This window comes from Pseudomonas sp. KT_2_4 (genome assembly GCF_041410225.1).
GTDB classification, from domain to species: domain Bacteria; phylum Pseudomonadota; class Gammaproteobacteria; order Pseudomonadales; family Pseudomonadaceae; genus Aquipseudomonas; species Aquipseudomonas paracarnis.
This window is the reverse complement of sequence record NZ_CP166962.1, coordinates 2988213-3010558: the sequence shown is the minus strand read 5'-3', so window position 1 is coordinate 3010558 and position 22346 is coordinate 2988213. Positions and strand designations below refer to the sequence as shown.

Genomic DNA, 22346 nt, shown 5'->3' with positions numbered 1-22346 from the left:
GGGAACCTGCGACGAATCTTAACAGCGCTGTACACTCACGCACATGGCAAGGCAGGGGGGACCCATGGAGCCGATACTGGAATTGGAAAGTGCACGCTTGGTGCTGCGCCAATGGCGCGACAGCGACCTGCCGGACTTTGCGCGCATGTGCGCCGACCCGCAGGTGATGCGCTACTTTCCGGCTCAATTGAGCCACTTGGAAAGCGCCGCGCTTATCGGCCGGATTCGCGGGCATTTTGCTGAATATGGCTTTGGTTTTTGGGCCTTGCAGCGCAAGGACACGGGCGAATTTATCGGCCTGACCGGGCTTGCGAATGTCAGCTTTGAAGCCGGCTTTACCCCGGCGGTGGAAATCGGCTGGCGCCTGGCCCGCGAACATTGGGGCCTGGGTTATGCCAGTGAGGCCGCCTGGACAGCGTTGCGCTGTGGTTTTGACCGCTTGCAACTGGACGAAATCCTGGCCTTCACCACCGAGAGCAACCTGCCCTCACAAAAAGTCATGCAGGCCATCGGTATGCATTACGATCCGCAGGCAGATTTTGAACACCCGAAAGTCGCAGCCGGTGACCCGCTGCGACCGCATGTTTTGTACCGCATCACCCGCGCCCAATGGTTGGACACGCTGCACGGATAAGCAGCCCGGAATGCCCTATTGATTGTAGGAGTTGCTCTATGAGCCAAGTATTGGAAGATCTGGTGGACTTGCTGACCCTGGAGCCGATCGAGGAGAACCTCTTTCGCGGCCGCAGCCAGGACCTGGGCTTTCGCCAGCTGTTCGGCGGCCAAGTGCTCGGCCAGTCACTGTCGGCGGCCAGCCAGACCGTAGAAGAAGCGCGGCATGTACATTCCCTGCACGGTTATTTCCTGCGCCCTGGCGATGCCGCGTTGCCGGTGGTGTATTCGGTGGACCGCGTGCGCGATGGTGGCAGTTTCAGCACGCGTCGTGTCACCGCGATTCAAAAGGGCAATCCGATCTTCACCTGCACGACCTCGTTCCAGTACGACGAACAAGGCTTCGAGCACCAGACCACCATGCCGGTGGTAGTGGGCCCGGAAAACCTGCCGTCGGAACTGGAGCTGACCCAGCAACGTGCGCACCTGATCCCCGAGCACATGCGCGACAAGCTGCTGTGCCCCAAGCCCATCGAAGTGCGCCCGGTCACCGAAAAAGACCCGTTCAACCCGCAGCCGTCCGACCCGGTCAAGTACGTGTGGTTTCGTGCCGACGGTGCCTTGGCGGACACACCGGCGTTGCATAAATACCTGTTGGCCTATGCCTCGGACTTTGGCCTGCTGACCACCTCGCTGCTGCCCCATGGCAAGACCGTGTGGCAGAAAGACATGCAGGTCGCCAGCCTCGATCACGCGCTGTGGTTCCACGCCGACCTGCGTGCCGATGACTGGTTGTTGTACGCCATGGACAGCCCGTGGGCTGGCAACTCCAGGGGGTTCTCCCGGGGCAGCGTGTACAACCGCGCCGGGCAACTGGTGGCGTCGGTGACCCAGGAAGGTTTGATCCGCCATCGCAAGGATTGGGCATGAGCCTCGGCGACGTTAGGCACTGGGTGTTCGACATGGACGGCACCCTCACGGTGGCCGTGCATGATTTTGCCGCTATCCGCGTGGCGCTGGACATTCCACCTGAAGACGACATCCTCACGCACCTGGCGGCCTTGCCGGCGCCGGTTGCAGCGGCCAAGCACGCCTGGTTGCTGGAGCACGAGCGCGAGCTGGCCCTGGGTTCGGTGGCGGCGCAAGGCGCGGTGGAATTGGTACGCGAATTGGCCGGGCGCGGTTATCGCTTGGGGATCCTGACCCGCAATGCGCGGGAGCTGGCCCATATCACCCTGGAGGCGATAGGCCTGGCGGACTGCTTTGCCATTGAGGATGTGCTGGGGCGCGATGATGCGCCGCACAAGCCGGATCCCGGTGGGTTGCTGAAACTGGCGGCGGCTTGGGACGTAGCACCCCGCGACATGGTGATGGTCGGGGATTACCGCTTTGACCTGGATTGTGGCCGGGCAGCGGGCACCAAGACGGTGTTGGTGAACTTGCCGGAGAACCCTTGGCCGGAATTGGCGGATTGGCATGCCGAGGATTGTGCGGCGTTGCGCCGAATGATCTAACCCGGGCGACAGAGAGCAAATGTGGGAGCTGGCTTGCCTGCGATAGCGGTGGGTCAGCTGACACTTTATCAACTGACAGTCCGTCATCGCAGGCAAGCCAGCTCCCACATTTTGATGGGGTTCCTTCAGGTGCTACTGGGCGAACAGTACCTTTTCTCCCTCTGGCGAGGTAAACATTTTGTCCCCGTCATGTCCCACCCCCGGCACTTCTACCAGCCGGTGGCCCAACTGCGGATGCCGCTGTTTGAGGTAATCAAAGTAGTTGTGGCCACGCATCAGCCGATACGCACCCTGGGTTTCGGCTTCGCAGCTTTTATCCAATGCCGGGTGGTTGGGGTCGGTGTCCTGCTGGCCCAACAGGTAAGTGATGTCGCGTGAGACGTAGTCTTGTTCCAGTTGCTGGGCACCTCGGCCCCCCACGTAATCCGGCAGGTTTTGCATGCCGTACTTCCAGTCGTTGAAGCCTGGGCAATTGGCGATGTCGAACGTCACCGGGCGCTGCGGGCTGAAGTACGCATAGGACGACGGGTTAGCCACCACATACCGCAGGCGGATGCCCTCGGAGTTCAGCAACGGGTGGTCGTGGCCGGTGAGGGCGAAGCGCTGCACCACTTGGCCGCCACCGGAATGCCCGGCGACCACGATTTCTTTCAGCGCCGGGAACAGTTTGTGGTTGCCCAAGTACTTGATGATCTGGTCCAGAGCGCCATAAGAGCTGATCTGCCCTGGGCCGGTGGACGCTTCGCCGGCCATCCAGTCGTTACCCGTCCAACGCACCACCTCGTGGCCCAGGTGATTGCGCTTCACGTCGGCTTGATTGAGAAACTGCGGCGCGATCACCAGCGTAGTACCGCCCACCCCGGCATGCTCGGCGGCGTCGATGCCGCTTTGCAGGTAGGTTTGTGCATTGCGCAGGCGGCCATGCACGATGATCAACGCGCGTGTGACCTTGGGCAGTGGTTCGCGCCAATCCTGGCTCAGGCCCAGGCTGAGGTCGCCGGCCTCCAGATGAAAGCGATCGGGGCTGACCACCTTGACGCCGTGTTCGGCTGCGAAGGTGCAACAGGACACGAGCACACCCAGCAGTAACCCCCATCGTTTGATCATTTAGAGACTCTTGGCCGCGAAGGTATCGCATTGAGTGATCTGGCCCTGGGCGAAGCCGGTCTTGAACCAGCGCACGCGCTGGGCCGAGGTGCCGTGGGTGAACGAGTCTGGTACCACGCGCCCCTGGCCTTGTTGCTGCAAGCGGTCATCGCCGATGGCATTGGCTGCGTTCAGGGCTTCTTCGATATCGCCGGGTTCCAGCCAGTTCAGACGTTTTTGCGCATGGTTGGCCCACACGCCGGCAAAGCAGTCGGCTTGCAGTTCCTGGCGAACCAGCAGGCCACCGTCGCCTTCCATCTGCCGACCCTGTTGGCGCGCCGCCTGGATCTTGGACGAGATGCCCAGTAACGTTTGTACGTGGTGCCCGATTTCGTGGGCGATCACGTAGGCCTGGGCGAAATCACCGGCGGCCTGGAAGCGTTGCGACATTTCCCGGAAAAAATCCAGGTCCAGGTACACCTGCTGGTCAGCCGGGCAGTAGAACGGGCCGCTGGCCGAGGTGGCGCCACCACAGGCTGAGTTCACCCGGCCACGGAACAGGATCAGTTTCGGGTTCTTATAGGCCAGCCCATTTTCCTGGAACACTTGGCCCCAGGTGTCTTCGGTATCGCCCAGCACAGCGCGCACAAAGTCGGCTTGCTCATCGTTGGCTGGCGGCGCTTGACGCGGCTGGGTACTGACCGATGGCGCCTGTTCCATCTGGCCGGTCAATTGGCCAAGAATCTGCATCGGGTCCTGGCCGGTCAGCCAGCCAATGCCGACGATCAGCACGATGGCCGTGAGGCTCAGGCCCTTGCCGCCGCCGAAGCGCATACCGCCACCGCCGCCACCACTGTCGTTACGGGCATCCACCACGTTGTCGCTGCGTCGGCCTTTTTTCCATAGCATGGGAGCAATCCTCTGTGTGCAAACCGTGATTGATTATGGTCGGTATTAACGGCAATAGCCTTCGCCAGTGGCGACGATCAGGCAGTCTTTTTTATCTGCCAGCCATTTCAAGCCGGTGGCGGCGCCGTCGCCAGCGCGCAACAACTGCGGGCCGTCGGGGCGGATGAAGGCGATGCCGTCTTCGGTGGCCTCACCTTTGAAGGTGCCGGCGTCATCGGCGTCGAGGCCGTATTGCATGGTCAGCAGGTAGTGGCCACGGCCAATGCTGTCGTCCTTGGCGATGGTCAGGTGCAAGCCTTCGACACCGACCCACTTGCCTACCCATTTATCGGTCGGCGGAGTCTCGGGCACCAGGGTCGCTTGCACGGAAGCCGGCGCGGGCTTGGGGGCTTCTTTCGGGGTTTTATCGCAGGCGGCGAGCAGGGCGAGGGCAGACAGGGCAAAGAGGATTTTTTTCATAGCGGCAAGGCCTTGGTTAAATAGTGTGCAACGCCGGGGCGAGCGTGCAGCGTTGGACTCGGATCCATCGATTTAGTGCGCTGTTCGCCCGGTGTTTGGTTATGCTCTTGGGGCAGACTCCGGCCCGGCTGCTAGATTACCGGGTTGAGCGCGACTTGGTTCAGCGCTCAGCGTCCCGCTCGCCACACAAGAGAATTCAATGACTGTCAGTACCCCGCTCTCCGGCGTCAACCATCCGTTCAAAGGCATCCTGCTGATTGTGCTGGCGACGTTCCTGTTCTCCAGCCACGACGCCTTGTCCAAATACCTGGCCGGGTTTTACCCGATCGTGATGGTGGTGTGGGCGCGGTACATGGTCCACACCTTGCTGATGGCCGGGATCTTCCTGCCGCAATCGGGCCTGCGCGTGTTGCGCAGCAAGCGGCCGGGCATGCAGGTGGTGCGCGCGTTATGCCTGTTGGGCACCAGCCTGTTCTTCACCACGGCGCTGCATTACATCCCGCTGGCCGAAGCCACTGCGGTGAACTTCCTGGCGCCGATCCTGGTGACGGCGCTGTCGGTGCCGTTGCTCGGTGAGCACGTGACTCGTGGCCAGTGGCTAGCGGTGATCTGCGGGTTTATCGGCGTGGTGATCATTATCCACCCCGGCGGCGAGCTGTTTACCCCGGCGGTGTTGCTGCCGCTGTGTTCGGCGCTGTTCTTCTGCTTCTACCAGTTGCTCACGCGCATCCTCAGCCAATACGACAGCCCGACCACCAGCAACTTCTTCGCCGGCCTGTGCAACACCTTGGTGATGAGTGCAATGGTGCCGTTCTTCTGGCAAGTGCCGACGCTGTGGCACGCGGTGATGATGCTGGCGCTGGGCACCTGCGGGATGACCGCGCACCTGATGCTCACCCAGGCGTTCCGCTTCGCGGCGCCGGCCTTGCTGGCGCCGTTTGGCTATTGCCAGATCGTGTTTGCGGGGTTGTTGGGCTGGCTGGTGTTCAGCCATACCCCCGATATGACCACGGTGGTGGGTATCGGGGTGATCTGCATGAGCGGGTTAGCCGCTGCCTGGCAGCAGCGGCGCAGGTAGATCAAACGTCTACGGTAGGGATCTTGCGCGGCGCCATGAAGTACATCCACACCAGTGCGATGAAGTACATCGCCGGGATCAGGGTGAACAACACCGTGTAGTTGTTGTTGGTCACCGTGAGGATATGGCCGACGATCTGGGTCATGAACATGCCGCCGATGGCCGCGCACATGCCGCCGAAACCGAACACCGTGCTCATCATGTGCTTGGGCGTGTAGTCCATCACCAGGCTCCAGATGTTGGCGGTCCAGGCCTGGTGCGCGCCGATGGCCAGGGAGATGGCAAACACCGCGACCCACAGCTGGCTGGAGCCGGCCGCCATGATGACGCCGACGATGCAGCAGGCGAACAGCAGCATCGACAACAGCCGCGCCTTGATCGAGTTCATCCCACGGCCAATCAGGAATGACGACAGGATCCCGCCCCCGACGCTGCCAAAGTCGGCGGTGAGGTAAATGATGATCAGCGGAATGCCCATCTGGGTCACGTTGATGCCCAGGTTGTATTGCTGATTCAAGAACGGCGGCAGCCAATACAGGTAGAACCAGAACACCGGCGCGGTCAGCGAGTAGGCGAGGGCGAAGGCCCAAGTGCCACGCATGCGCAGGATGCGGCTGAACGGCACGCGGGGTTGTTCGGGTTCGACTTCCTGTTGCACGTAGTCCAATTCGGATTGTTTAACCGTGGGGTGGTCTTCCGGGTTGTAATACTTCAAGCCCCAGAGCACCAGCCAGATACCGCCCAGTGCCGACATGCACAGGAACGCTGCCTGCCAGCCCCACACGTGCAGGATCAACGGCAGCAGCATGGGCGTCATCATCGCGCCGACGTTGGTGCCGGCGTTGAAGATGCCGGTGGCCACTGCACGTTCACCCGCCGGGAACCACAAGCGTGTGGTCTTGACGCAGGCCGGGTAGTTGGCGGCTTCGGTCAGCCCGAGGATAAACCGGCAGACCATAAAGCCGACCGCCGAGGTGGCCAGGCCATGGGCGCCGGTGGCCAGGCTCCACAGCAGCACGGCGCAGAAGAACACGCGCTTGACGCCAACCCGGTCGATCAAGCGGCCTTGCAGCACAAAGCCGATGGCGTAGCCGACCTGGAACCAGAAGTTGATGTTGGCGTAGTCCATCGCCGTCCAGCTCATTTCCTTGGCGAGGATCGGTTGCATCACGCCCAGGGCGGCGCGGTCGATGTAGTTCAAGGTGGTGGCAAAGAACACCAGGGCCAGCATGCCCCAGCGCGTTTTACCCACGGCCAGGGCACCGCGGATCTTGTCGCCGATGCCGGCGTGCGGGTTGCCCGGGCGCGCGGCCAGGGCTGAATTTTGCAGAGGCATGAGGTTTGTACCCGTTTTTTGAAATTCTTATGGTGTGTTCTGGGTCTTTGTTACGTGAGCGAATTACCCGGTCGATGGTGCGCAGTGGTTAAAAAGTCGTAAATTCGCCAAAGGGGCTTAGTGTTCGATAATCGCACCAAAAACTAACCGGTTCGTACATTTTAATTGCTGCCTGTAGGCTGGGGGCGAATAATTTGCCACAAACAACAATTGCCGGGAGTCTTCCATGCAACGTTCTATCGCCACTGTGTCCTTGAGCGGCACCCTGCCGGAAAAACTCGAAGCCATCGCCGCCGCCGGGTTTGATGGGGTGGAGATCTTTGAGAACGACTTGTTGTATTACGACGGCAGCCCTCGGGAAGTTAGGCAGATGTGTGCCGACCTCGGCATCGCCATCACCCTGTTCCAGCCGTTTCGCGACTTCGAAGGCTGCCGCCGTGATCGCCTGGCGCGCAACCTGGAGCGCGCCGAACGCAAATTCGATCTGATGCAAGAGCTAGGCACCGACCTGGTGCTGGTGTGCAGTAACGCCTCGGCCGACAGCGTGGGTGACGAACGCATTCTGCTCGATGACCTGAGCCTGCTGGTCGAACACGCGGCCAAGCGCGGCCTGCGCATCGGCTATGAAGCGTTGGCCTGGGGCAAGCATGTGAACACCTGGCAGCAGGTATGGAACCTGGTGCGCCAGGTCGATCACCCAAGCCTGGGCGTGTTGCTCGACAGCTTCCACACCTTGTCGCTCAAGGGCGACCCGAGTGGCATCGCCCAGATCCCGGGCGACAAGATTTTCTTCGTGCAGATGGCCGACGCGCCGATCCTGGCCATGGATGTGTTGGAGTGGAGCCGGCATTTCCGTTGCTTCCCCGGCCAGGGCGAATTTGACCTGGCGGGCTTTCTCGCGCCGATCATCCAAAGTGGCTACACCGGGCCGTTGTCCCTGGAAATTTTCAACGATGGCTTCCGCGCCGCGCCCACTCGTGCGAATGCGGCAGATGGCTTGCGCTCGTTGCTGTACCTCGAGGAAAAAACCCGCCAGCGCCTGGCGCAAGAGGCACCCGCTGCGCCAGTGGACATCCTGTTTGAAACCCCGGCGGCCAGCGAGTACGACGGGATCGAATTCCTCGAATTTGCCGTGGATGAAAGCCTTGGCGCCAAACTGAGCAATTGGCTGGAACGCCTGGGGTTTGCCAAGGCCGGCCAGCATCGCTCGAAGAATGTGAGCCTGTTGCGCCAGGGCGATATCAATCTGATCCTCAACTGCGAACCCTATTCCTTCGCCCACAACTTTTTCGAGGCCCATGGCCCGTCGCTGTGCGCCACGGCAATTCGGGTCAAGGACAGTGCCAAGGCCCTGGAGCGGGCGGTGGCCTACAAGGGCCAGCCTTATCGCGGCCTGGTCGGCCCCAACGAGCTGGAATTGGCCGCCGTGCGTGCACCGGATGGCAGCCTGATTTACCTGGTCGACCCCAGCGAAGGCGGGCTGTACGACACCGATTTCAACCTGCAAACGGCCGCACCCGCTAGCGGCGGCTTGTTGCGCATCGACCACATGGCCATGGCCTTGCCGGCCGACAGCCTCGACAGTTGGGTATTGTTTTATAAGAGCCTGCTGGATTTTGAAGCCGACGATGAAGTGGTGCTGCCCGACCCTTACGGCCTGGTGAAAAGCCGTGCGTTGCGTAGCCGCTGCAGCTCGATCCGTCTGCCGCTGAACATCTCCGAAAACCGCAACACCGCGATTTCCCACGCGCTCTCCAGCTATCGCGGTTCGGGCGTGCACCACATTGCCTTCGATTGCGCGGATATTTTCGCCGAGGTACGCCGGGCCAAAGAAGCCGGTGTGCCGTTGCTGGATATCCCGCTCAACTATTACGACGACCTGGCGGCACGCTTCGATTTCGACGAGGAGTTCCTCAGTGAGTTGGCGTATTACAACGTGCTGTACGACCGCGACGCCCAGGGCGGTGAGTTGTTCCATGTGTACACCGAGGCGTTCGAGGGGCGGTTTTTCTTCGAGATCATCCAGCGCAAGAATGGCTATGCCGGCTACGGCGCTGCCAACGTGGCGGTGCGTCTGGCGGCGATGGCCAAGTCGCGCAGTGGGGCGGTACGCCAGGCTCGGCTATAACCGCAAGGCAGGTGCTTCCTTCGGGGAGCGCCGCGGCCCATAATCAGCGCCTGCACAACAATGGCCGTGAGCGCACCATGACCTCGAGTCCCGATCTCCCCGCGGTAGCTGACGCACCGCGCAAGAGTCGCAAGAACAATCCGGAAAAGACCCGGGAGAATATTCTCCAGGAAGCCATTGTCGAGTTTGTTCAACAGGGCCTGGCCGGCGCTCGCGTAGACGCCATCGCCGAGCGCATTCACACCTCCAAGCGCATGATCTATTACTACTTCGGCAGCAAGGAGCAGCTATACGTCGAGGTGCTGGAGAAGCTCTACGGTGATATCCGCAACACCGAAACGCGCATGAACCTCACCGCCCTGGAGCCGCGTGAGGCGATTCGCCGGCTGGTGGAATTCACCTTTGATCACCACGACCAGAACGTGGATTTCGTGCGCATCGTCAGCATCGAAAACATCCACAACGCCGAGTACGTCAAACGCACCGAGACCATCAAGGCGATGAACAGCAAAATCCTGGAAGGGTTGGGGGAGACCCTGCGCCGCGGGGCTGAGTTGGGGCTGTTTCGCGAAGGGCTGGAGCCGCTGGATGTGCACTTGCTGATCAACTCGTTCAGTTTCTACCGGGTGTCCAACCGGCACACCTTCAGCGAGATTTTCCAGATCGAACTGTCGGATGAGGCGATCAAGCAGCGCCATCGGGAAATGATTTGCGAGTCGGTGCTGCGCTACCTGCAAGCCTGAGAATTGATCGTTCCCACGCAGAGCGTGGGAACGATCATGATGGGGTTGCATACCTAGATATTCATGCTCTGGAAGTGCGCCAGCATTCTGTCTGCATCCGCCACTTCGCCGCTGAACAACTCAAATGCCTTCACCGCCTGAAACACCGCCATATTGCCGCCATCCAGGGTACGGCAACCCAAGGCGCGCGCGTCGCGCAGCAGTTGGGTTTCCAGCGGGAAGTACACAATTTCCGCCACCCACAATTCAGCCCGCAACAACGTCGCAGGCACAGGCGTGCCGGGCAGCTTGGCCATGCCCATCGGCGTGGTGTTCACCAGGCCATCGGCCTCGGCCATGGCGTTTTCCAAGTGGCTGCCGACCTGAGCGCGACCGGTGCCGAACTGCTGGGCAAGGTTATCCACAAGGTCCTGGGCGCGAGTGCGGTCGACATCGAAGATGCTCAAGTATTCCACGCCTTCTGCCAACAGTGCATGGGCCACTGCCGCGCCCGCACCACCGGCGCCCATCTGCACCACGCGTTGGCGCGGCACGTTGTGCAAGTTGCGCCGAAAGCCTTCGGCGAACCCCAGGCAGTCGGTGTTATGACCGATGCGTTTGCCGCCCTTGAACACCACGGTGTTGACCGCACCAATACCCCTGGCCTCATCGGAGAGCTCATCGAGCAACGGCAGAATCGCCTGCTTGCACGGGTAAGTAATGTTCAAACCGGTGAAGTGCATCAACTCAGCGGCCCGTAGTAATTCCGGCAGGGCTTTGAGGTCCAGGTGCAGCGGCTCCAGGTCGATCAGGCGATACAGGTAGCGCAAGCCTTGGGCGTCGCCTTCCTGCTCATGCAGTGCCGGTGTGCGTGAGGCCTGGATGCCGGCGCCGATCAGGCCAGCGAGAATGCGTGGTTTCATTACGTGCGTCCCTTCAGCGTCAGGCTGAAATGTTCCAAGGCCAGGTGGTAGCCATGGCTGCCAAACCCGGCCAGCACGGCCTGGGCGATCGGTGACACAAACGAGTGATGACGAAAGGCTTCACGGGCATGCACGTTGGATAAATGCACTTCGATCACTGGCACTTCACTGGCCACCAGGGCATCGCGGATCGCGACCGAAGTGTGAGTCCAGGCCGCCGGGTTGATCACAATACCCGCGCAGCGGTTGCGGGCGCCGTGGATCCAGTCAAGCAATTCGCCCTCGTGGTTGGTCTGGCGAAACTCGATCTTCAGCCCGAGCTTGTCGGCGCTGCGACCACACAGGGTGGCAATGTCGGCCAGGGTTTCATGGCCATAAGTGGCAGGCTCGCGGGTGCCGAGCAGGTTGAGATTGGGGCCGTTGAGCACCAGCACGATGGGCGGCATAGAGGCTTCTCCACAGTTCTTATTGGTTGTGGAGTCAAAATGTACTGGTTGGTTAATTTGGTCAATGGATGGCTGCGGATCTGTTCGGTGATCGAACGTTTAATCAGTGCAATTGCTGGATTACCGGCTGATGGGCATTCGGTTGAAGTATTGCGCGAGGTTGCTGAACGAGGCGGACTTTCGAGCATTGACCGGGTCGTTCCAGTCGTTGGCATCCCTGGTTACAACCCGGCATTCGCGGGTTTTTTGTGCTTACTAATCTGTGAAACAGCTTCGGGAATAGGAGCCGGTTGTCGGGTGGCAGAGGGAAATTGTTACCTGACGGAAAATAACCTAACGGATGGGTTACGATGAGAGTAGGTGCTTACAAAGGCTATGTCATTTCGGTGTTTATCAGGGATGAGCATTGCCCGCCCCATGTGCATGTCAGGGGCAAGGGATGGGATGCGCGGTTTCGTTTCAGTTTCCTGGATGGGGAAGTTGAGTTGTGGGATGTAGAGCCTGAACGCAGACGGCCACCCATGGCGGTACTGAAGGAAATACGCGCGACGATCATGCAGCGGCACTACTTGGCGCGGGCACGCAGGATCTGGTGGGAAAAACTGCAGACGGTTTGCCTGGAGAATCATTCCTGGAATTGGGAAACGGATGAACTCATTCCTGGATTGGTCATTCAGCGTGGTGTTTACGTGATTGCACGTGCCCGACACGATGTCGTAGGGCAGAAAACAATTTTGAATCTGGTCAGAGCCCCAGGTTTTGTGGAGATCGATTTATGAAAAAGATCATAAAAGCCAAAGTCACACCTTATGTACCTCTCACTGAAGCCGACGTTGACAAGGCAATCGCCCGAGGACGCAGGTTGAAACGCCTGTACGCCAACGCCAGTAACGTACGTTATGAAAACGATTGCCTCTCCATTGGCTTCAGCGATGGCAGCCGCGTTGTGTTGCCGGTGGCTGGCCTGCCGGAGTTCGAAGGGTTTTCAGAGAAGGATTTCCAGCAGTTGGAAGTGACTTTCGGAGGCAAGGCGATTAGCTGTGAAGCGCAAGACCTGGATGTTTCGATCACTGGTTTGATCGCTACAAGCCAGCCGCTGATGGACCTGGCAACCAGCCTGGTGGCATCGCGCAATGGTCGCAAAAGCAGCGCGGCCAAGACCGCAGCGGCCCGGGCCAATGGCAAGAAGGGGGGCCGGCCACGCAAGGAAGTACCGCAGCCCCCAGAGAAAACAGACACTTGAATAACCAACAGGGGAACTGTAGGAGCGAGCAAGCTCGCTCCTACAACCCGCAGATTTATCGGCGGGTCAGCAACACACCCGACTCCATATGGTGCGTCCACGGGAACTGGTCAAACATTGCACACTGGGAGATCCGGTGCGTGTCGTGCAGTTGCGCGATGTTCGCCGCCAGCGTCTTCGGGTTGCAGGAGATGTACAGGATGTTGTCGAAGCGCCGGGTCAGCTCGCAGGTGTCCGGGTCCATGCCAGCGCGGGGCGGGTCGACGAAGACGCTACCGAATTCGTAGCTTTTCAGGTCGATGCCGTGCAGGCGGCGGAACGGGCGCACGTCATTCAGGGCTTGGGTGAGTTCTTCGGCGGAGAGGCGCACCAGGGTGACGTTATCCACGCCATTTTCATCCAGGTTGCTCAGGGCCGCATTCACCGAGGTCTTGCTGATCTCGGTGGCCAGCACCTTGCGCACGCGGGTCGCCAGCGGCAGGGTGAAGTTGCCGTTGCCGCAATACAGCTCCAGCAAATCGTCCGGGCGATCGCCCAGCGCTTCGTAGGCCCAGTTGAGCATCTTCTGGTTCACCGTGCCGTTGGGCTGGGTGAACGCGCCTTCGGGTTGGCGGTAGCTGAAGGTGCGCCCACCGACGTCGAGTTTCTCCACCACGTAGTCGTGGCCGATCACATCGCGCTTGCCCTTGGAACGGCCGATGATGCTCACATTCAGCTCAGCGGCCAATTTGTTTGCGGCGGTGTGCCAATGTTCGTCCAGCGGGCGGTGATAACACAGGGTGATCATCGCGTCGCCGGCCAGGGTGGTGAGGAACTCCACCTGGAACAGCTTGTGGCTCAGGGCGGCGCTGGCTTGCCAGGCGGCCTTGAGTTGCGGCATCAACTGGTTGATGCGCTGGCTGGCGATGGGGAACTCTTCGATGAGAATCGGCGTGCGCTTGTCCTCCTGGGAGAACATCGCGTAGTGGCGCTCGCCGCCTTCGCGCCACAGGCGGAACTCCGCGCGCAGGCGGAAGTGCTGCAGCGGCGAGTCGAAGACCTGCGGCTCGGGCGCGTCGAACGGTGCCAGCAGGTCACGCAGGCGCGTGACCTTGTCTTGCAGTTGAGCGGTGTAGCTTGCGGCGTCGAAAGTCATGCGTTGAACCAGCCCAGCTTGATCACAAACAGGATCGACAGGATCACCAGTGCCGGGTTCAGCTCACGGTAGCGGCCCGAAAGCAGCTTGATGGCGGTCCAGGCGATGAAACCGAAGGCGATGCCGTTGGCGATGGAGTAAGTGAAGGGCATCGCCAGGGCGGTGATCACCACCGGCGCTGCCACCGTAATGTCGTCCCAGTCGATTTCGGCCAGGCCTTGGCTCATCAGCACCGCCACAAACAGCAAGGCTGGCGCGGTAGCATAGGCCGGTACGCTGGCGGCCAATGGCGAGAAGAACAGCGCCAGCAAAAACAGGATCGCGACCACGATGGCGGTCAAGCCGGTACGGCCACCGGCGCTCACGCCTGCGGCCGATTCGATGTAGCTGGTGGTGGTCGAGGTACCCAGCAGGGAACCGGCCATGGCAGCGGTACTGTCGGCGATCAGTGCACGGCCCATTTTCGGCATATGGCCGTCCTTGCCCATCAGGCCGGCGCGCTTGGCGACGCCGATCAGGGTGCCGGAGTTGTCGAACAGGTCAACGAACAGGAAGGCGAAGATCACGCTGACCAGGCCGATGTCCAGCGCGCCCTTGATATCCAACTGCAGGAAGGTCGGCGCCAGGGACGGCGGTACTGAGGTCACACCGATGAACGGCGTGAAGCCCAGGACGATGGAGGCGACGGTCACCGCCAGGATGCCGATCAGCACCGCGCCGCGTACGGCCAGGGCTTCCAGCGCGACGATCAGCACGAAACCCAGGGTCGCCAGGATCGGCGCCGGTTGTTTCAGGTCGCCCAGGCCCACCATGGTGGCCGGGTTGCTCACCACGATACCGGCGTTATGCAGGGCGATCAGCGCCAGGAACAGGCCGATGCCGGCGGCAATCGCCGAGCGCAGCGGCAGGGGGATGGCGTTGATGATCCACTCACGAATGCGGAAGATCGACAGCAAGAAAAACAGCACCGCCGAAATGAATACCGCGCCCAGCGCCACCTGCCAGGTGTGGCCCATGTGCAGGACCACGGTGTAGGTGAAGAAGGCGTTGAGGCCCATGCCCGGTGCCAGGGCAATCGGGTAGTTGGCGATCAGGCCCATCACGGTCGAACCGATGGCCGCCGCCAGGCAGGTGGCGACAAACACCGCGCCCTTGTCCATGCCGGTCTCGCCGAGGATGCTCGGGTTCACGAACAGGATGTAGGCCATGGCCAGGAAGGTGGTGATCCCCGCGAGAATCTCGGTGCGCACATTGGTGTTGTGGGCTTTGAGTTGAAACAGCTTTTCCAGCATGCCGGCTCCCTGTGACGCTAGTGTGCGTCGTGATTTGTTGACCTCTAAGTCAAAGCACAAACTGCGCCAAACGCTTGTGGTTTCAGAGAGGATCGGAAAAAGCGGCGCATCATACCAGCAGCCGAGGCTGTGTGGCGCATGGGCTTGAGGCATACTGCGCCGACGTTCAACAGCCGGTCATCGACAGCATGAAAAAAGCCAACCCGTGGAGTCTAGCTCTGATCGCCAGTATCAGCCTGTGGCTGGGCGCAGCACCGGCGTGGGGCGCGACTGCACCGGCCTTGAGCGAGGTGCGGGTGTTCAAGGTGGAATCGGCCGACTGCAGCGAAGCGATCCCGGAGCGGGTCAACACCACCCAGATGTGCGAGCACCGCGGGCCCACCCAGGTCTCGGTGATGGAAGTCGGCCTGGGCAACAGCCCCATGGGCCGCTTTAACGGCGCAGAGTTGAATGGGCAACGCACAGCGGTGTGCCAGGTCGGCAACATCAGTGAGGCGTGCAACGGCGTGGGCACCTTGATGGGCTACATCTATGTGTTCGACCTGAACGTCCAGGCCCAGGGCTGGTTCGAATTCACCAATACCTCGATCAACCCACCGCAAAACACCCTGAAAGCCCAGCTCAATATCCGCTGATCAATCATCTTGAACGCTCAAAACCCCCGGAAGTCGTACCCCTAAGACGGCGATTTTCCTGAACGCCGCGGATGTACACCAACCCGTGAGGTGTTTATGAGCGCGACCCCCCATGGCGCGGCGGCCCAGCCGTTCGTTGCCCACCCGATACGCCTGACACTCAACGGCCAGGCTCGCCAACTGAACGTGTTGCCCTGGACCACCTTGCTGGACTTGCTGCGTGAGCAGTTGGACCTGGTGGGCAGCAAAAAAGGCTGCGACCACGGCCAGTGCGGCGCCTGCACCGTGTTGCGTGACGGTAAACGCGTGAATGCCTGCCTGACCCTGGCCGTGATGTGCGACGGCGCCGAATTGACCACCATCGAAGGCCTGGCTGACGGCGACCAACTGCACCCCATGCAACAGGCCTTTATCCAGCACGACGCGTTCCAGTGCGGCTATTGCACCCCCGGCCAGATCTGTTCTGCCGTGGGCCTGGCCAATGAAGGCCGCGCCCACGACCGTGCGCAGATACAGGAATTGATGAGCGGCAACCTGTGCCGCTGCGGCGCCTACAACAACATCCGCGATGCCATCGAAGACGCGCTGCCGGCATGCCGTCGCCAGGGAGGTGAATCATGAACCCCTTCCACTACAGCAGGCCGACCGATGTGCAGCAGGCCGTTCAGATGAGCAGCGCCGCCTCGCGCTTTATCGCCGGTGGCACCAACCTGCTGGACTTGATGAAGGAAAACATCAGCCATCCCGAGCACCTGATCGACATCACCGGCTTGCCGCTGCATGACATTCAAGAAACTGCCGAGGGCGGCCTGCGCATTGGTGCGTTGGTGAGCAACGCCGACCTGGCCTGGCACCCGCTCATTGAGCAGCGTTACCCGTTGCTGTCCCAGGCCATCCTCGCCGGGGCGTCCCCGCAGTTACGCAACATGGCCAGTACCGGCGGCAATCTGTTGCAGCGCACCCGTTGCTATTACTTCTACGACGCCGCGGTGCCGTGCAACAAGCGCCAGCCCGGCAGCGGCTGCCCGGCGCGCGACGGTTTGAACCGTATCCATGCGATCCTCGGCGCCAGTGAGCAGTGCGTGGCCACCCATCCATCGGACATGTGCGTGGCCCTCGCGGCGCTTGCAGCGCGGGTGCATGTAGAGGGACGTGGCGGTGCGCGGGTGATCGAGTTCGCCGACTTCCATCGCTTGCCAGGCGATGCGCCGCAACGTGACAACCAATTGGCCGACGATGAGCTGATCACGGCCATTGAGCTGCCCGCCGATCACCTGGCCCGCCACAGCCATTACCTGAAAATCCGTGACCGTGCCTCCTATGCCTTCGCCCTGGTTTCGGTGGCCGCCGCCTTGGAGCTGGACGGTGATGAAATCATCGACGCCCGCCTGGCCCTCGGCGGTGTGGCGCATAAACCCTGGCGTGACCGCGCAGTGGAAGCCTTGCTGATCGGCCGCACGGTCAGCCGCGAAACCTTCAGCGCCGCCGCCGACGCCCTGCTGCAAGACGCCGAACCGTTGGAACACAACGGCTTCAAGGTCAAGCTGGCGCGACGCGCAATCATTCGTGCCCTGAGCGACGCCGCCGTCGCAGGAGAACAGCCATGAGCGCCATCGGCAAACCCCTGGACCGCGTCGACGGTCTGCTCAAGGTCACCGGCCAAGCGCGCTACGCCGGTGAATTTCCCGAGGACGGCCTGCTGTATGGCAGCGTAGTGTCGAGCACGATCGCCAAAGGCCGGGTGCTGCGCATCGATGCGTCCAAGGCGTTGGCGTTGCCGGGTGTGGTGGACGTGATCCATCACCTCAATCGGCCGAAAATCGCCAGCTATGACGAGGCGTTCGCCGATGCTGATGCGGCCGATGGCTCGCCTTTTCGCCCGCTGTATAACGACCGCGTACTCTACAGTGGCCAGCCCCTGGCCTTGGTGATTGCCGATAACCTCGAACTGGCGCGGCACGCCGGCTCGCTGGTGCAGATCGACTACGCGCCTGAAGCCTTCGAAACCGACCTGCTCACCCAGCAAGCGGCGGCGCACCCGTCGCCCCAGACCCCACCCAAACCGCGAGGCAACTTCGAGGCTGAATGGGCCGGTGCCGCAATCAGTCTGGACTTGCACTACAGCACGCCCATCGAGCACCACAACCCGATGGAGCCCCACGCCAGCACCGTGCTGTATCAGCCCGACGGCACCCTGCATATTCACGACAAAACCCAGGGCCCGCAGAACTGCCAGGCCTATGTGCAAAAAGTCTTTGGCCTGGATAAGAACCAGGTGCGCATCTTCGCTGCCTTTGTCGGGGGCGCCTTCGGTTCGGGCTTGCGCCCGCAATACCAATTGCCGCTCGCCGTGATGGCGGCCATGGCGCTCAAACGCTCGGTGCGCGTCACCCTGACGCGCCAGCAGATGTTTACCTTCGGCTATCGCCCGCGCACCTTGCAGCGTTTGCAGATGGGCGCCGCCGCCAATGGTCGCTTGCTGGCGCTGGGGCATACCGCGATTGGCCAGACCTCGCGCTTTGAGGATTTCAGCGAGCACGTGGTGGAGTGGAGCGGCATGCTCTATCACTGCGACAACGTGCAATTGACCTACAAGCTGGTGCCGCTGGACGTCTTTACTCCGCTGGATATGCGCGCGCCCGGTGCGGCACTGGGCGTGATCGGCCTGGAGTGTGCCATGGACGAACTGGCCTGCGCCCTGGCCATCGATCCGGTGCAATTGCGCCTGATCAACTACGCCGAACGCAACCAGAACGAAGACAAACCCTGGTCGAGCAAGGCCCTGCGCGAGTGCTACAGCGAAGGCGCCGAACGTTTCGGCTGGAGCCAGCGCAACCCGGAACCGCGCAGCATGCGTGACGGCCGCCAACTAATCGGCTGGGGCATGGCCGGTGGGGTGTGGGAAGCCATGCAGATGAAAGCCAGCGCCAAGGCCCGCATCGATAGCAACGGCAAACTCACCGTGAGCAGTGCCACCACGGACATCGGCACGGGCACCTACACAGTGATGACCCAGATTGCCTCTCAAACCAGTGGCGTGGCGATGGCCGATATCAGCTTTCTGCTGGGGGATTCGTCATTGCCCACGGCGCCGTTGCAGGGCGGTTCGTTTACCGTGTCTTCCGTCGGCACCGCCGTGCAGCAAGCGTGCGAAGCGCTCAATGCCAAGTTGCTGGAGATCGCCCGGCAGACTTACCCGGTATTTAAGGATGCCGATTCCATTCGGTTTGAAGACGGCCAGCTACAGAGCGGTGACGTGAGTGTGTCGTTGGCGCAACTGGTCAAGGACAGCGGTGAAGAAGCCTTGCAGGTACAGGTCGACAGCGAGCCCGACAAGAAGCGCGAGAGCTATGCCAGCGCTACCCACTCGGCGGTGTTCGTCGAAGTGCGCGTCGATGAAGACCTGGGCACCATCAAGGTCAGCCGTGTGGTCAGCGCGGTAGCCGCCGGGCGCGTGGTCAACCCCAAGATGGCCCGCAGCCAGATCCTCGGCGGCGTGGTATGGGGCATTGGCATGGCGCTGCATGAAGAGACTCAGGTCGACCACCAATTGGGACGCTACATGAACCACAGCCTGGCCGAATACCACATCCCGGTTAACGCCGATATCGGCGAGATTGACGTGCTGTTTGTCGAAGAACACGACGAGGTGGTCAATGCGCTGGGTTCCAAGGGCGTAGGGGAGATCGGTATCGTCGGCGTGGCGGCGGCGGTGGCGAATGCGATTCACCATGCCACCGGCAAGCGGGTGCGGGAGTTTCCTGTAACGCTGGATAAGGTGCTCTGACACAGCCCCTTAAGGGGTTGCACATTTTCAACGCTCTGCGAGGTCAATATAGATCTGCGTTTTGTCTCGGGATTGAACGACAGAGGTTGAGACATTCGCAGGCGCGTTGTCCACAGTAACCCCTGTTGCGCCTGTCAGTGTATCGAGGCCTTGAACATCTTTATACTTAAACACATGGTAGCTGCCGACCCGTGCAATCCATTTTGTTCGGGGGGCGGCAGCTTGATCTTGCTCGATCACGTTGGCCGCATAATAGTTCATGTTTTTAATACGCCTGGCGATGGGCTCCACCGAGGGCACGTCAATTGCTTTAACTCGAATGCCATATTTTCGCATCGTCAGAAGAAGATTTTTATTGGTGTAGGGCTCATGGGCGACATGCGCGCGGTCAATTAACCTCAACCGTTCCCTCAATGCTTGAGAAAACTCACCCGTCTCGAAAAACCTATCAAGGTCTGGCTGCAAAGAGTGTTCAAAGCCCTCTGAATACAGCAGGCTCACATTATTGGCTTTGAATGTAGGCGCTTCATCCATAAGCACTCGCAACACCGCCGATTGCGTATGGTCTTCGCCAAAAATCATACCGGGTGATTTTTGGAGTACGGAATTGATGACTTCTTTGGGCGGTGTGTTGGATGGCAGGTCCGAATGAATGGGCATCGTTTTCGGTTTTGCTTTTTTTAGGTAGTGATCTGCATCTTGCTTCAGCCGTTTATCTATTTTCCCGGACGCTTCTGATGAAGAGGCTTCCCCCTCGCGGGGATAGTCGTAAGCGCCGGGATCAAATGGCTGCGTTCGAGAGCTTCCTGATTGCCAAGGGAATTTTATCCCCCCAGGCCCATTGATCGGCGTCCACTCTCCCTGCGCAGTGGCCTGCACGGTCATCACAGGTTTTTTGGTCAATGGGTCAATGATCTGGGCATAACCATCACTGAGCTTAAACCGGCCGTCGATCTCATGTACTTGGCTGTTTCCTGCGTCATCGGTTATTCGGATCATCCATCGGTCTTCGCCGTTGGGCCCCTTGATTTGATAGATGCCTTTGGCGTTTGGGGTAACGCCTGAGATCAGTTGCTCACCCTCTGGTACCACATGGCTGCTGATGTCCTTCCATTGAGATGGACGTAGACGATTGACTGTCGATTCGCCGGCCCCTACAGGGGGGGGCGGTATCTGGCGGGTAGTGGGGGGGCGAAGGTGCCTCGCCGGGTTTTACCGTAGGCGCCTTGAGTTCGTTAACGGCACCTTCCCCCGCTTTGCCAGCCTTTACGATACGCGGTATCGCCACAGTTGCGGCATTGAACACGCCGAATATGATTCGTTGGTTGCCAGTCGGTTTGCCATGTATTTTGTCATCGATACCAATACCCGTATTGGTGGCTCCGCTGGCCAGATAGAACGCATCCAATGCCAGTCCCACTTCAGGCATCGCGAAAGCCAGTGGAGTCAGGAACATCGCTACTTTTGTAGCCTTTTCAAAACCAGAGAGAATATTTTTCTTGGTGACGTCGCTGTCACTGGTGATATCCACGGCAGCATCTGCATAAGATCGGTCTTTCTGACGCTTTGTGAGTTCGTCGAAGGGCGAATGGCTGGGTTCTGCCTTAATGTAGTTTTGTGGGTCCCAGTAACCGCTGAACGCCCGATGGTCATAGGACAATAACCCTCCCGGGGTCTCGCGCTTTTCAGGCCAGGTACCGAGCCCGGTCAGCGTCTCTTCTGTGCCTGCTTGCGCATAGCCGTTAGGTTTATCTTTGAGGGGGAAGTGCGCGACCATCGCTTCGCGCTTCACGGGATCGGCCATCTGCTTGGCGAACCATGCCTTCATTTCAGCCTGGCTGTTGAAAGTGTGAATGGGGGAAGAGTTTCCGGGTATGTACAAAAGCGTCAGGGGTGGAAGCTTGTTGCCGTTGGCATCGTATCTGACCTTTTTGTCCGTGATGTACATAAGATCGGTAGATTGAAAGTTTCCGACTTTCAGCATCCCCATTTCGATGTTGGGATCTTTTGGAGGTTTTTTTTGCAGGTCTTCAAGTTTGATGTCCGGCCAGGCGGTCTCTTCGCCTGACAAACCGAGGGCCCGCATGACCAAGTCGTGGGCGTCCTTAGTGAGGCTGTGCTCTTGATGCTGGGTTTTGGCGGCCTTGATCAGAGACGCTTTGGAGAGTAACGGATAGTTTTTCTCGTTCTGGTTCCAGAACTCATTCAGGAATTGATCGTAAGGCTTTTTATAGTCCGCCTTCCAAATCATTTTCCTGAACTCATCGGGAGTGAGCGCACTCTGGTTTCCTGCGTTGTAAACCAGTGCAGGTTCTTCGGCGGACTCTCGGTAAATGCCTTGAAAGGTATGGGTAGTGTCAGCCTTTTCAGTGTAGGGGTTGAACCGGCTGAAGCTCAAGATGCCAGGTGTATGCGTTTTTAATTCAGGCTTAACGATGACCTCAGGGCCGCCTGGGTAGAAAGCGACTGGGTAACCATTACCCTTTGGTACGTCCTGATCGTTGGTAATGAGTGCCTCGGTCAATGAGATGCGCTTGATGATTTTCGCGGGATAAGGTCTTTCACCCTGGGTGTTGTAGTCGTACGTCACTATGTAGGTGTTATCGGGATCTATATCCCACTTTTCTTTTTCGGCAGGGGTCTTGGCTTTGGCCGCCATCTCGGCAAATTTGTTCTTCAGGTAAATCGAGGCTTCTTGTTGAACGCTTTTGAAGTCGTCACTTATCTTTTGTGTGACTGGGTCGACGCTGGTGTTTGGGCCAAGGTCGACGGTCGCGGGGGCTTTCTGCCCCACCCCGACGCTTTTGCCCGGATCAGGGTTAACAGTGATTTGAGTATATCCATTGCCTGAGTCTGGGTCTGGCACGGTCTCCTTCACTAGTTCCTGTTTTTGAGGTGGACTGGAATCGATTGAGCGTTTCTGGCGCTGACCAACATTTGCCGAAGCAGGCTCGGGCAGTGCGGGGTAGGTGTTAGGGCGAGGGGAGCCGACTAGCATGAAAAACCTCAGGTTTTATGACTGAACTAGGTAGCCCCTGAGT

23 protein-coding genes are annotated in these 22346 nt (G+C 60.0%); 13 read left to right on the top strand and 10 right to left on the bottom strand.

The genetic code is table 11. The annotated features are described in order from the left end of the window. Nucleotides 1–64: 64 nt before the first annotated feature. Genes AB9N64_RS13880 through AB9N64_RS13870 form a run of 3 tightly spaced genes read left to right on the top strand, consistent with a single transcriptional unit; the run spans nt 65 to nt 2126 of the window. Nucleotides 65–634: a GNAT family N-acetyltransferase gene (locus AB9N64_RS13880; protein WP_014720044.1), complete on the top strand. Its 570-nt coding sequence runs from the start codon at nt 65–67 to the stop codon at nt 632–634. 38 nt (nt 635–672) lie between these two features. After that, nucleotides 673–1542, top strand: coding sequence for an acyl-CoA thioesterase II (gene tesB, locus AB9N64_RS13875; RefSeq protein WP_014720043.1), 870 nt, complete (start codon nt 673–675; stop codon nt 1540–1542). Continuing rightward, nucleotides 1539–2126 (top strand): HAD family hydrolase, encoded by a 588-nt coding sequence (locus AB9N64_RS13870; RefSeq protein ID WP_166406218.1) that lies wholly within the window; start codon nt 1539–1541, stop codon nt 2124–2126. The genes tesB and AB9N64_RS13870 overlap by 4 nt, the downstream gene beginning before the upstream one ends. Before the next feature lie 132 nt (nt 2127–2258). On the opposite strand, the gene AB9N64_RS13865 is transcribed toward AB9N64_RS13870, so the two are convergent. The 3 genes from AB9N64_RS13865 to AB9N64_RS13855 are packed head-to-tail and all read right to left on the bottom strand — an operon-like array spanning nt 2259 to nt 4580. Next, entirely contained in the window at nt 2259–3233 is a 975-nt protein-coding gene (locus AB9N64_RS13865) for an alpha/beta hydrolase (protein ID WP_371360374.1), read from the bottom strand. Beyond that, on the bottom strand, nt 3234–4121 hold the full coding sequence (locus AB9N64_RS13860) for a neutral zinc metallopeptidase (protein WP_014720040.1): 888 nt from the start codon (nt 4119–4121) through the stop codon (nt 3234–3236). 45 nt (nt 4122–4166) lie between these two features. Beyond that, complete coding sequence (locus AB9N64_RS13855) at nt 4167–4580, bottom strand: lipoprotein (RefSeq protein ID WP_014720039.1); 414 nt, start codon at nt 4578–4580, stop codon at nt 4167–4169. Between the two features lie 199 nt (nt 4581–4779). Between AB9N64_RS13855 and AB9N64_RS13850 the strand changes: the two genes are divergently transcribed. Further along, nucleotides 4780–5658, top strand: coding sequence for a DMT family transporter (locus AB9N64_RS13850; protein ID WP_003194370.1), 879 nt, complete (start codon nt 4780–4782; stop codon nt 5656–5658). 1 nt (nt 5659) lies between these two features. On the opposite strand, the gene AB9N64_RS13845 is transcribed toward AB9N64_RS13850, so the two are convergent. Continuing rightward, the gene (locus tag AB9N64_RS13845; RefSeq protein WP_058410081.1) at nt 5660–6994 is read right to left on the bottom strand and encodes an MFS transporter; all 1335 of its coding nucleotides are present in this window, start codon (nt 6992–6994) and stop codon (nt 5660–5662) included. Between the two features lie 226 nt (nt 6995–7220). Between AB9N64_RS13845 and quiC the strand changes: the two genes are divergently transcribed. Both quiC and AB9N64_RS13835 read left to right on the top strand, forming a co-directional pair. Then, complete coding sequence (gene quiC / locus AB9N64_RS13840; protein WP_371360373.1) at nt 7221–9122, top strand: 3-dehydroshikimate dehydratase QuiC; 1902 nt, start codon at nt 7221–7223, stop codon at nt 9120–9122. Between the two features lie 77 nt (nt 9123–9199). After that, nucleotides 9200–9865 carry a TetR/AcrR family transcriptional regulator gene (locus AB9N64_RS13835; protein WP_014720036.1) on the top strand — a complete coding sequence of 222 codons (666 nt, stop codon included), beginning with the start codon at nt 9200–9202 and terminating at the stop codon, nt 9863–9865. 53 nt (nt 9866–9918) lie between these two features. Here AB9N64_RS13835 and AB9N64_RS13830 read toward each other — a convergent pair whose 3' ends face one another. After that, the gene (locus tag AB9N64_RS13830) at nt 9919–10767 is read right to left on the bottom strand and encodes a shikimate dehydrogenase (RefSeq protein WP_073843961.1); all 849 of its coding nucleotides are present in this window, start codon (nt 10765–10767) and stop codon (nt 9919–9921) included. After that, a complete protein-coding gene (aroQ, locus tag AB9N64_RS13825; protein WP_014720034.1) occupies nt 10767–11213 on the bottom strand; it encodes a type II 3-dehydroquinate dehydratase in 447 nt (148 codons plus the stop codon). The genes AB9N64_RS13830 and aroQ overlap by 1 nt, the downstream gene beginning before the upstream one ends. Before the next feature lie 39 nt (nt 11214–11252). Between aroQ and AB9N64_RS13820 the strand changes: the two genes are divergently transcribed. From AB9N64_RS13820 to AB9N64_RS13810, 3 genes are read left to right on the top strand one after another with little or no spacing between them, the layout of a single operon-like run. Continuing rightward, nucleotides 11253–11567, top strand: coding sequence for a hypothetical protein (locus tag AB9N64_RS13820; protein ID WP_155717131.1), 315 nt, complete (start codon nt 11253–11255; stop codon nt 11565–11567). Then, nucleotides 11564–11992: a DUF4160 domain-containing protein gene (locus AB9N64_RS13815; protein WP_038451588.1), complete on the top strand. Its 429-nt coding sequence runs from the start codon at nt 11564–11566 to the stop codon at nt 11990–11992. The genes AB9N64_RS13820 and AB9N64_RS13815 overlap by 4 nt, the downstream gene beginning before the upstream one ends. Further along, complete coding sequence (locus AB9N64_RS13810) at nt 11989–12456, top strand: DUF2442 domain-containing protein (protein WP_102666355.1); 468 nt, start codon at nt 11989–11991, stop codon at nt 12454–12456. The genes AB9N64_RS13815 and AB9N64_RS13810 overlap by 4 nt, the downstream gene beginning before the upstream one ends. 55 nt (nt 12457–12511) lie before the next feature. On the opposite strand, the gene trmA is transcribed toward AB9N64_RS13810, so the two are convergent. Both trmA and AB9N64_RS13800 read right to left on the bottom strand, forming a co-directional pair. Then, on the bottom strand, nt 12512–13591 hold the full coding sequence (gene trmA / locus AB9N64_RS13805) for a tRNA (uridine(54)-C5)-methyltransferase TrmA (RefSeq protein ID WP_102666356.1): 1080 nt from the start codon (nt 13589–13591) through the stop codon (nt 12512–12514). After that, complete coding sequence (locus AB9N64_RS13800; protein ID WP_003194342.1) at nt 13588–14883, bottom strand: NCS2 family permease; 1296 nt, start codon at nt 14881–14883, stop codon at nt 13588–13590. Before AB9N64_RS13800 ends, trmA begins: the two co-directional genes overlap by 4 nt. Nucleotides 14884–15071: 188 nt before the next feature. On the opposite strand from AB9N64_RS13800, the gene AB9N64_RS13795 reads away from it, so the two are divergent. The 4 genes from AB9N64_RS13795 to AB9N64_RS13780 all read left to right on the top strand — a co-directional run bounded on the left by AB9N64_RS13795 (nt 15072) and on the right by AB9N64_RS13780 (nt 19305). After that, complete coding sequence (locus AB9N64_RS13795) at nt 15072–15518, top strand: DUF4879 domain-containing protein (RefSeq protein ID WP_014720031.1); 447 nt, start codon at nt 15072–15074, stop codon at nt 15516–15518. 96 nt (nt 15519–15614) lie between these two features. Then, complete coding sequence (locus tag AB9N64_RS13790; protein WP_019818032.1) at nt 15615–16139, top strand: (2Fe-2S)-binding protein; 525 nt, start codon at nt 15615–15617, stop codon at nt 16137–16139. Further along, on the top strand, nt 16136–17125 hold the full coding sequence (locus AB9N64_RS13785) for a xanthine dehydrogenase family protein subunit M (protein ID WP_102666357.1): 990 nt from the start codon (nt 16136–16138) through the stop codon (nt 17123–17125). The genes AB9N64_RS13790 and AB9N64_RS13785 overlap by 4 nt, the downstream gene beginning before the upstream one ends. Beyond that, on the top strand, nt 17122–19305 hold the full coding sequence (locus tag AB9N64_RS13780; RefSeq protein ID WP_102666358.1) for a xanthine dehydrogenase family protein molybdopterin-binding subunit: 2184 nt from the start codon (nt 17122–17124) through the stop codon (nt 19303–19305). The genes AB9N64_RS13785 and AB9N64_RS13780 overlap by 4 nt, the downstream gene beginning before the upstream one ends. Nucleotides 19306–19332: 27 nt before the next feature. Here AB9N64_RS13780 and AB9N64_RS13775 read toward each other — a convergent pair whose 3' ends face one another. Next, nucleotides 19333–20304, bottom strand: a complete 972-nt coding sequence (locus AB9N64_RS13775) for a membrane-targeted effector domain-containing toxin (protein ID WP_371360372.1) — start codon at nt 20302–20304, stop codon at nt 19333–19335. Nucleotides 20305–20380: 76 nt separating this feature from the next. Continuing rightward, nucleotides 20381–22303: a dermonecrotic toxin domain-containing protein gene (locus AB9N64_RS13770; RefSeq protein ID WP_371360371.1), complete on the bottom strand. Its 1923-nt coding sequence runs from the start codon at nt 22301–22303 to the stop codon at nt 20381–20383. Between the last annotated feature and the right edge of the window lie 43 nt (nt 22304–22346).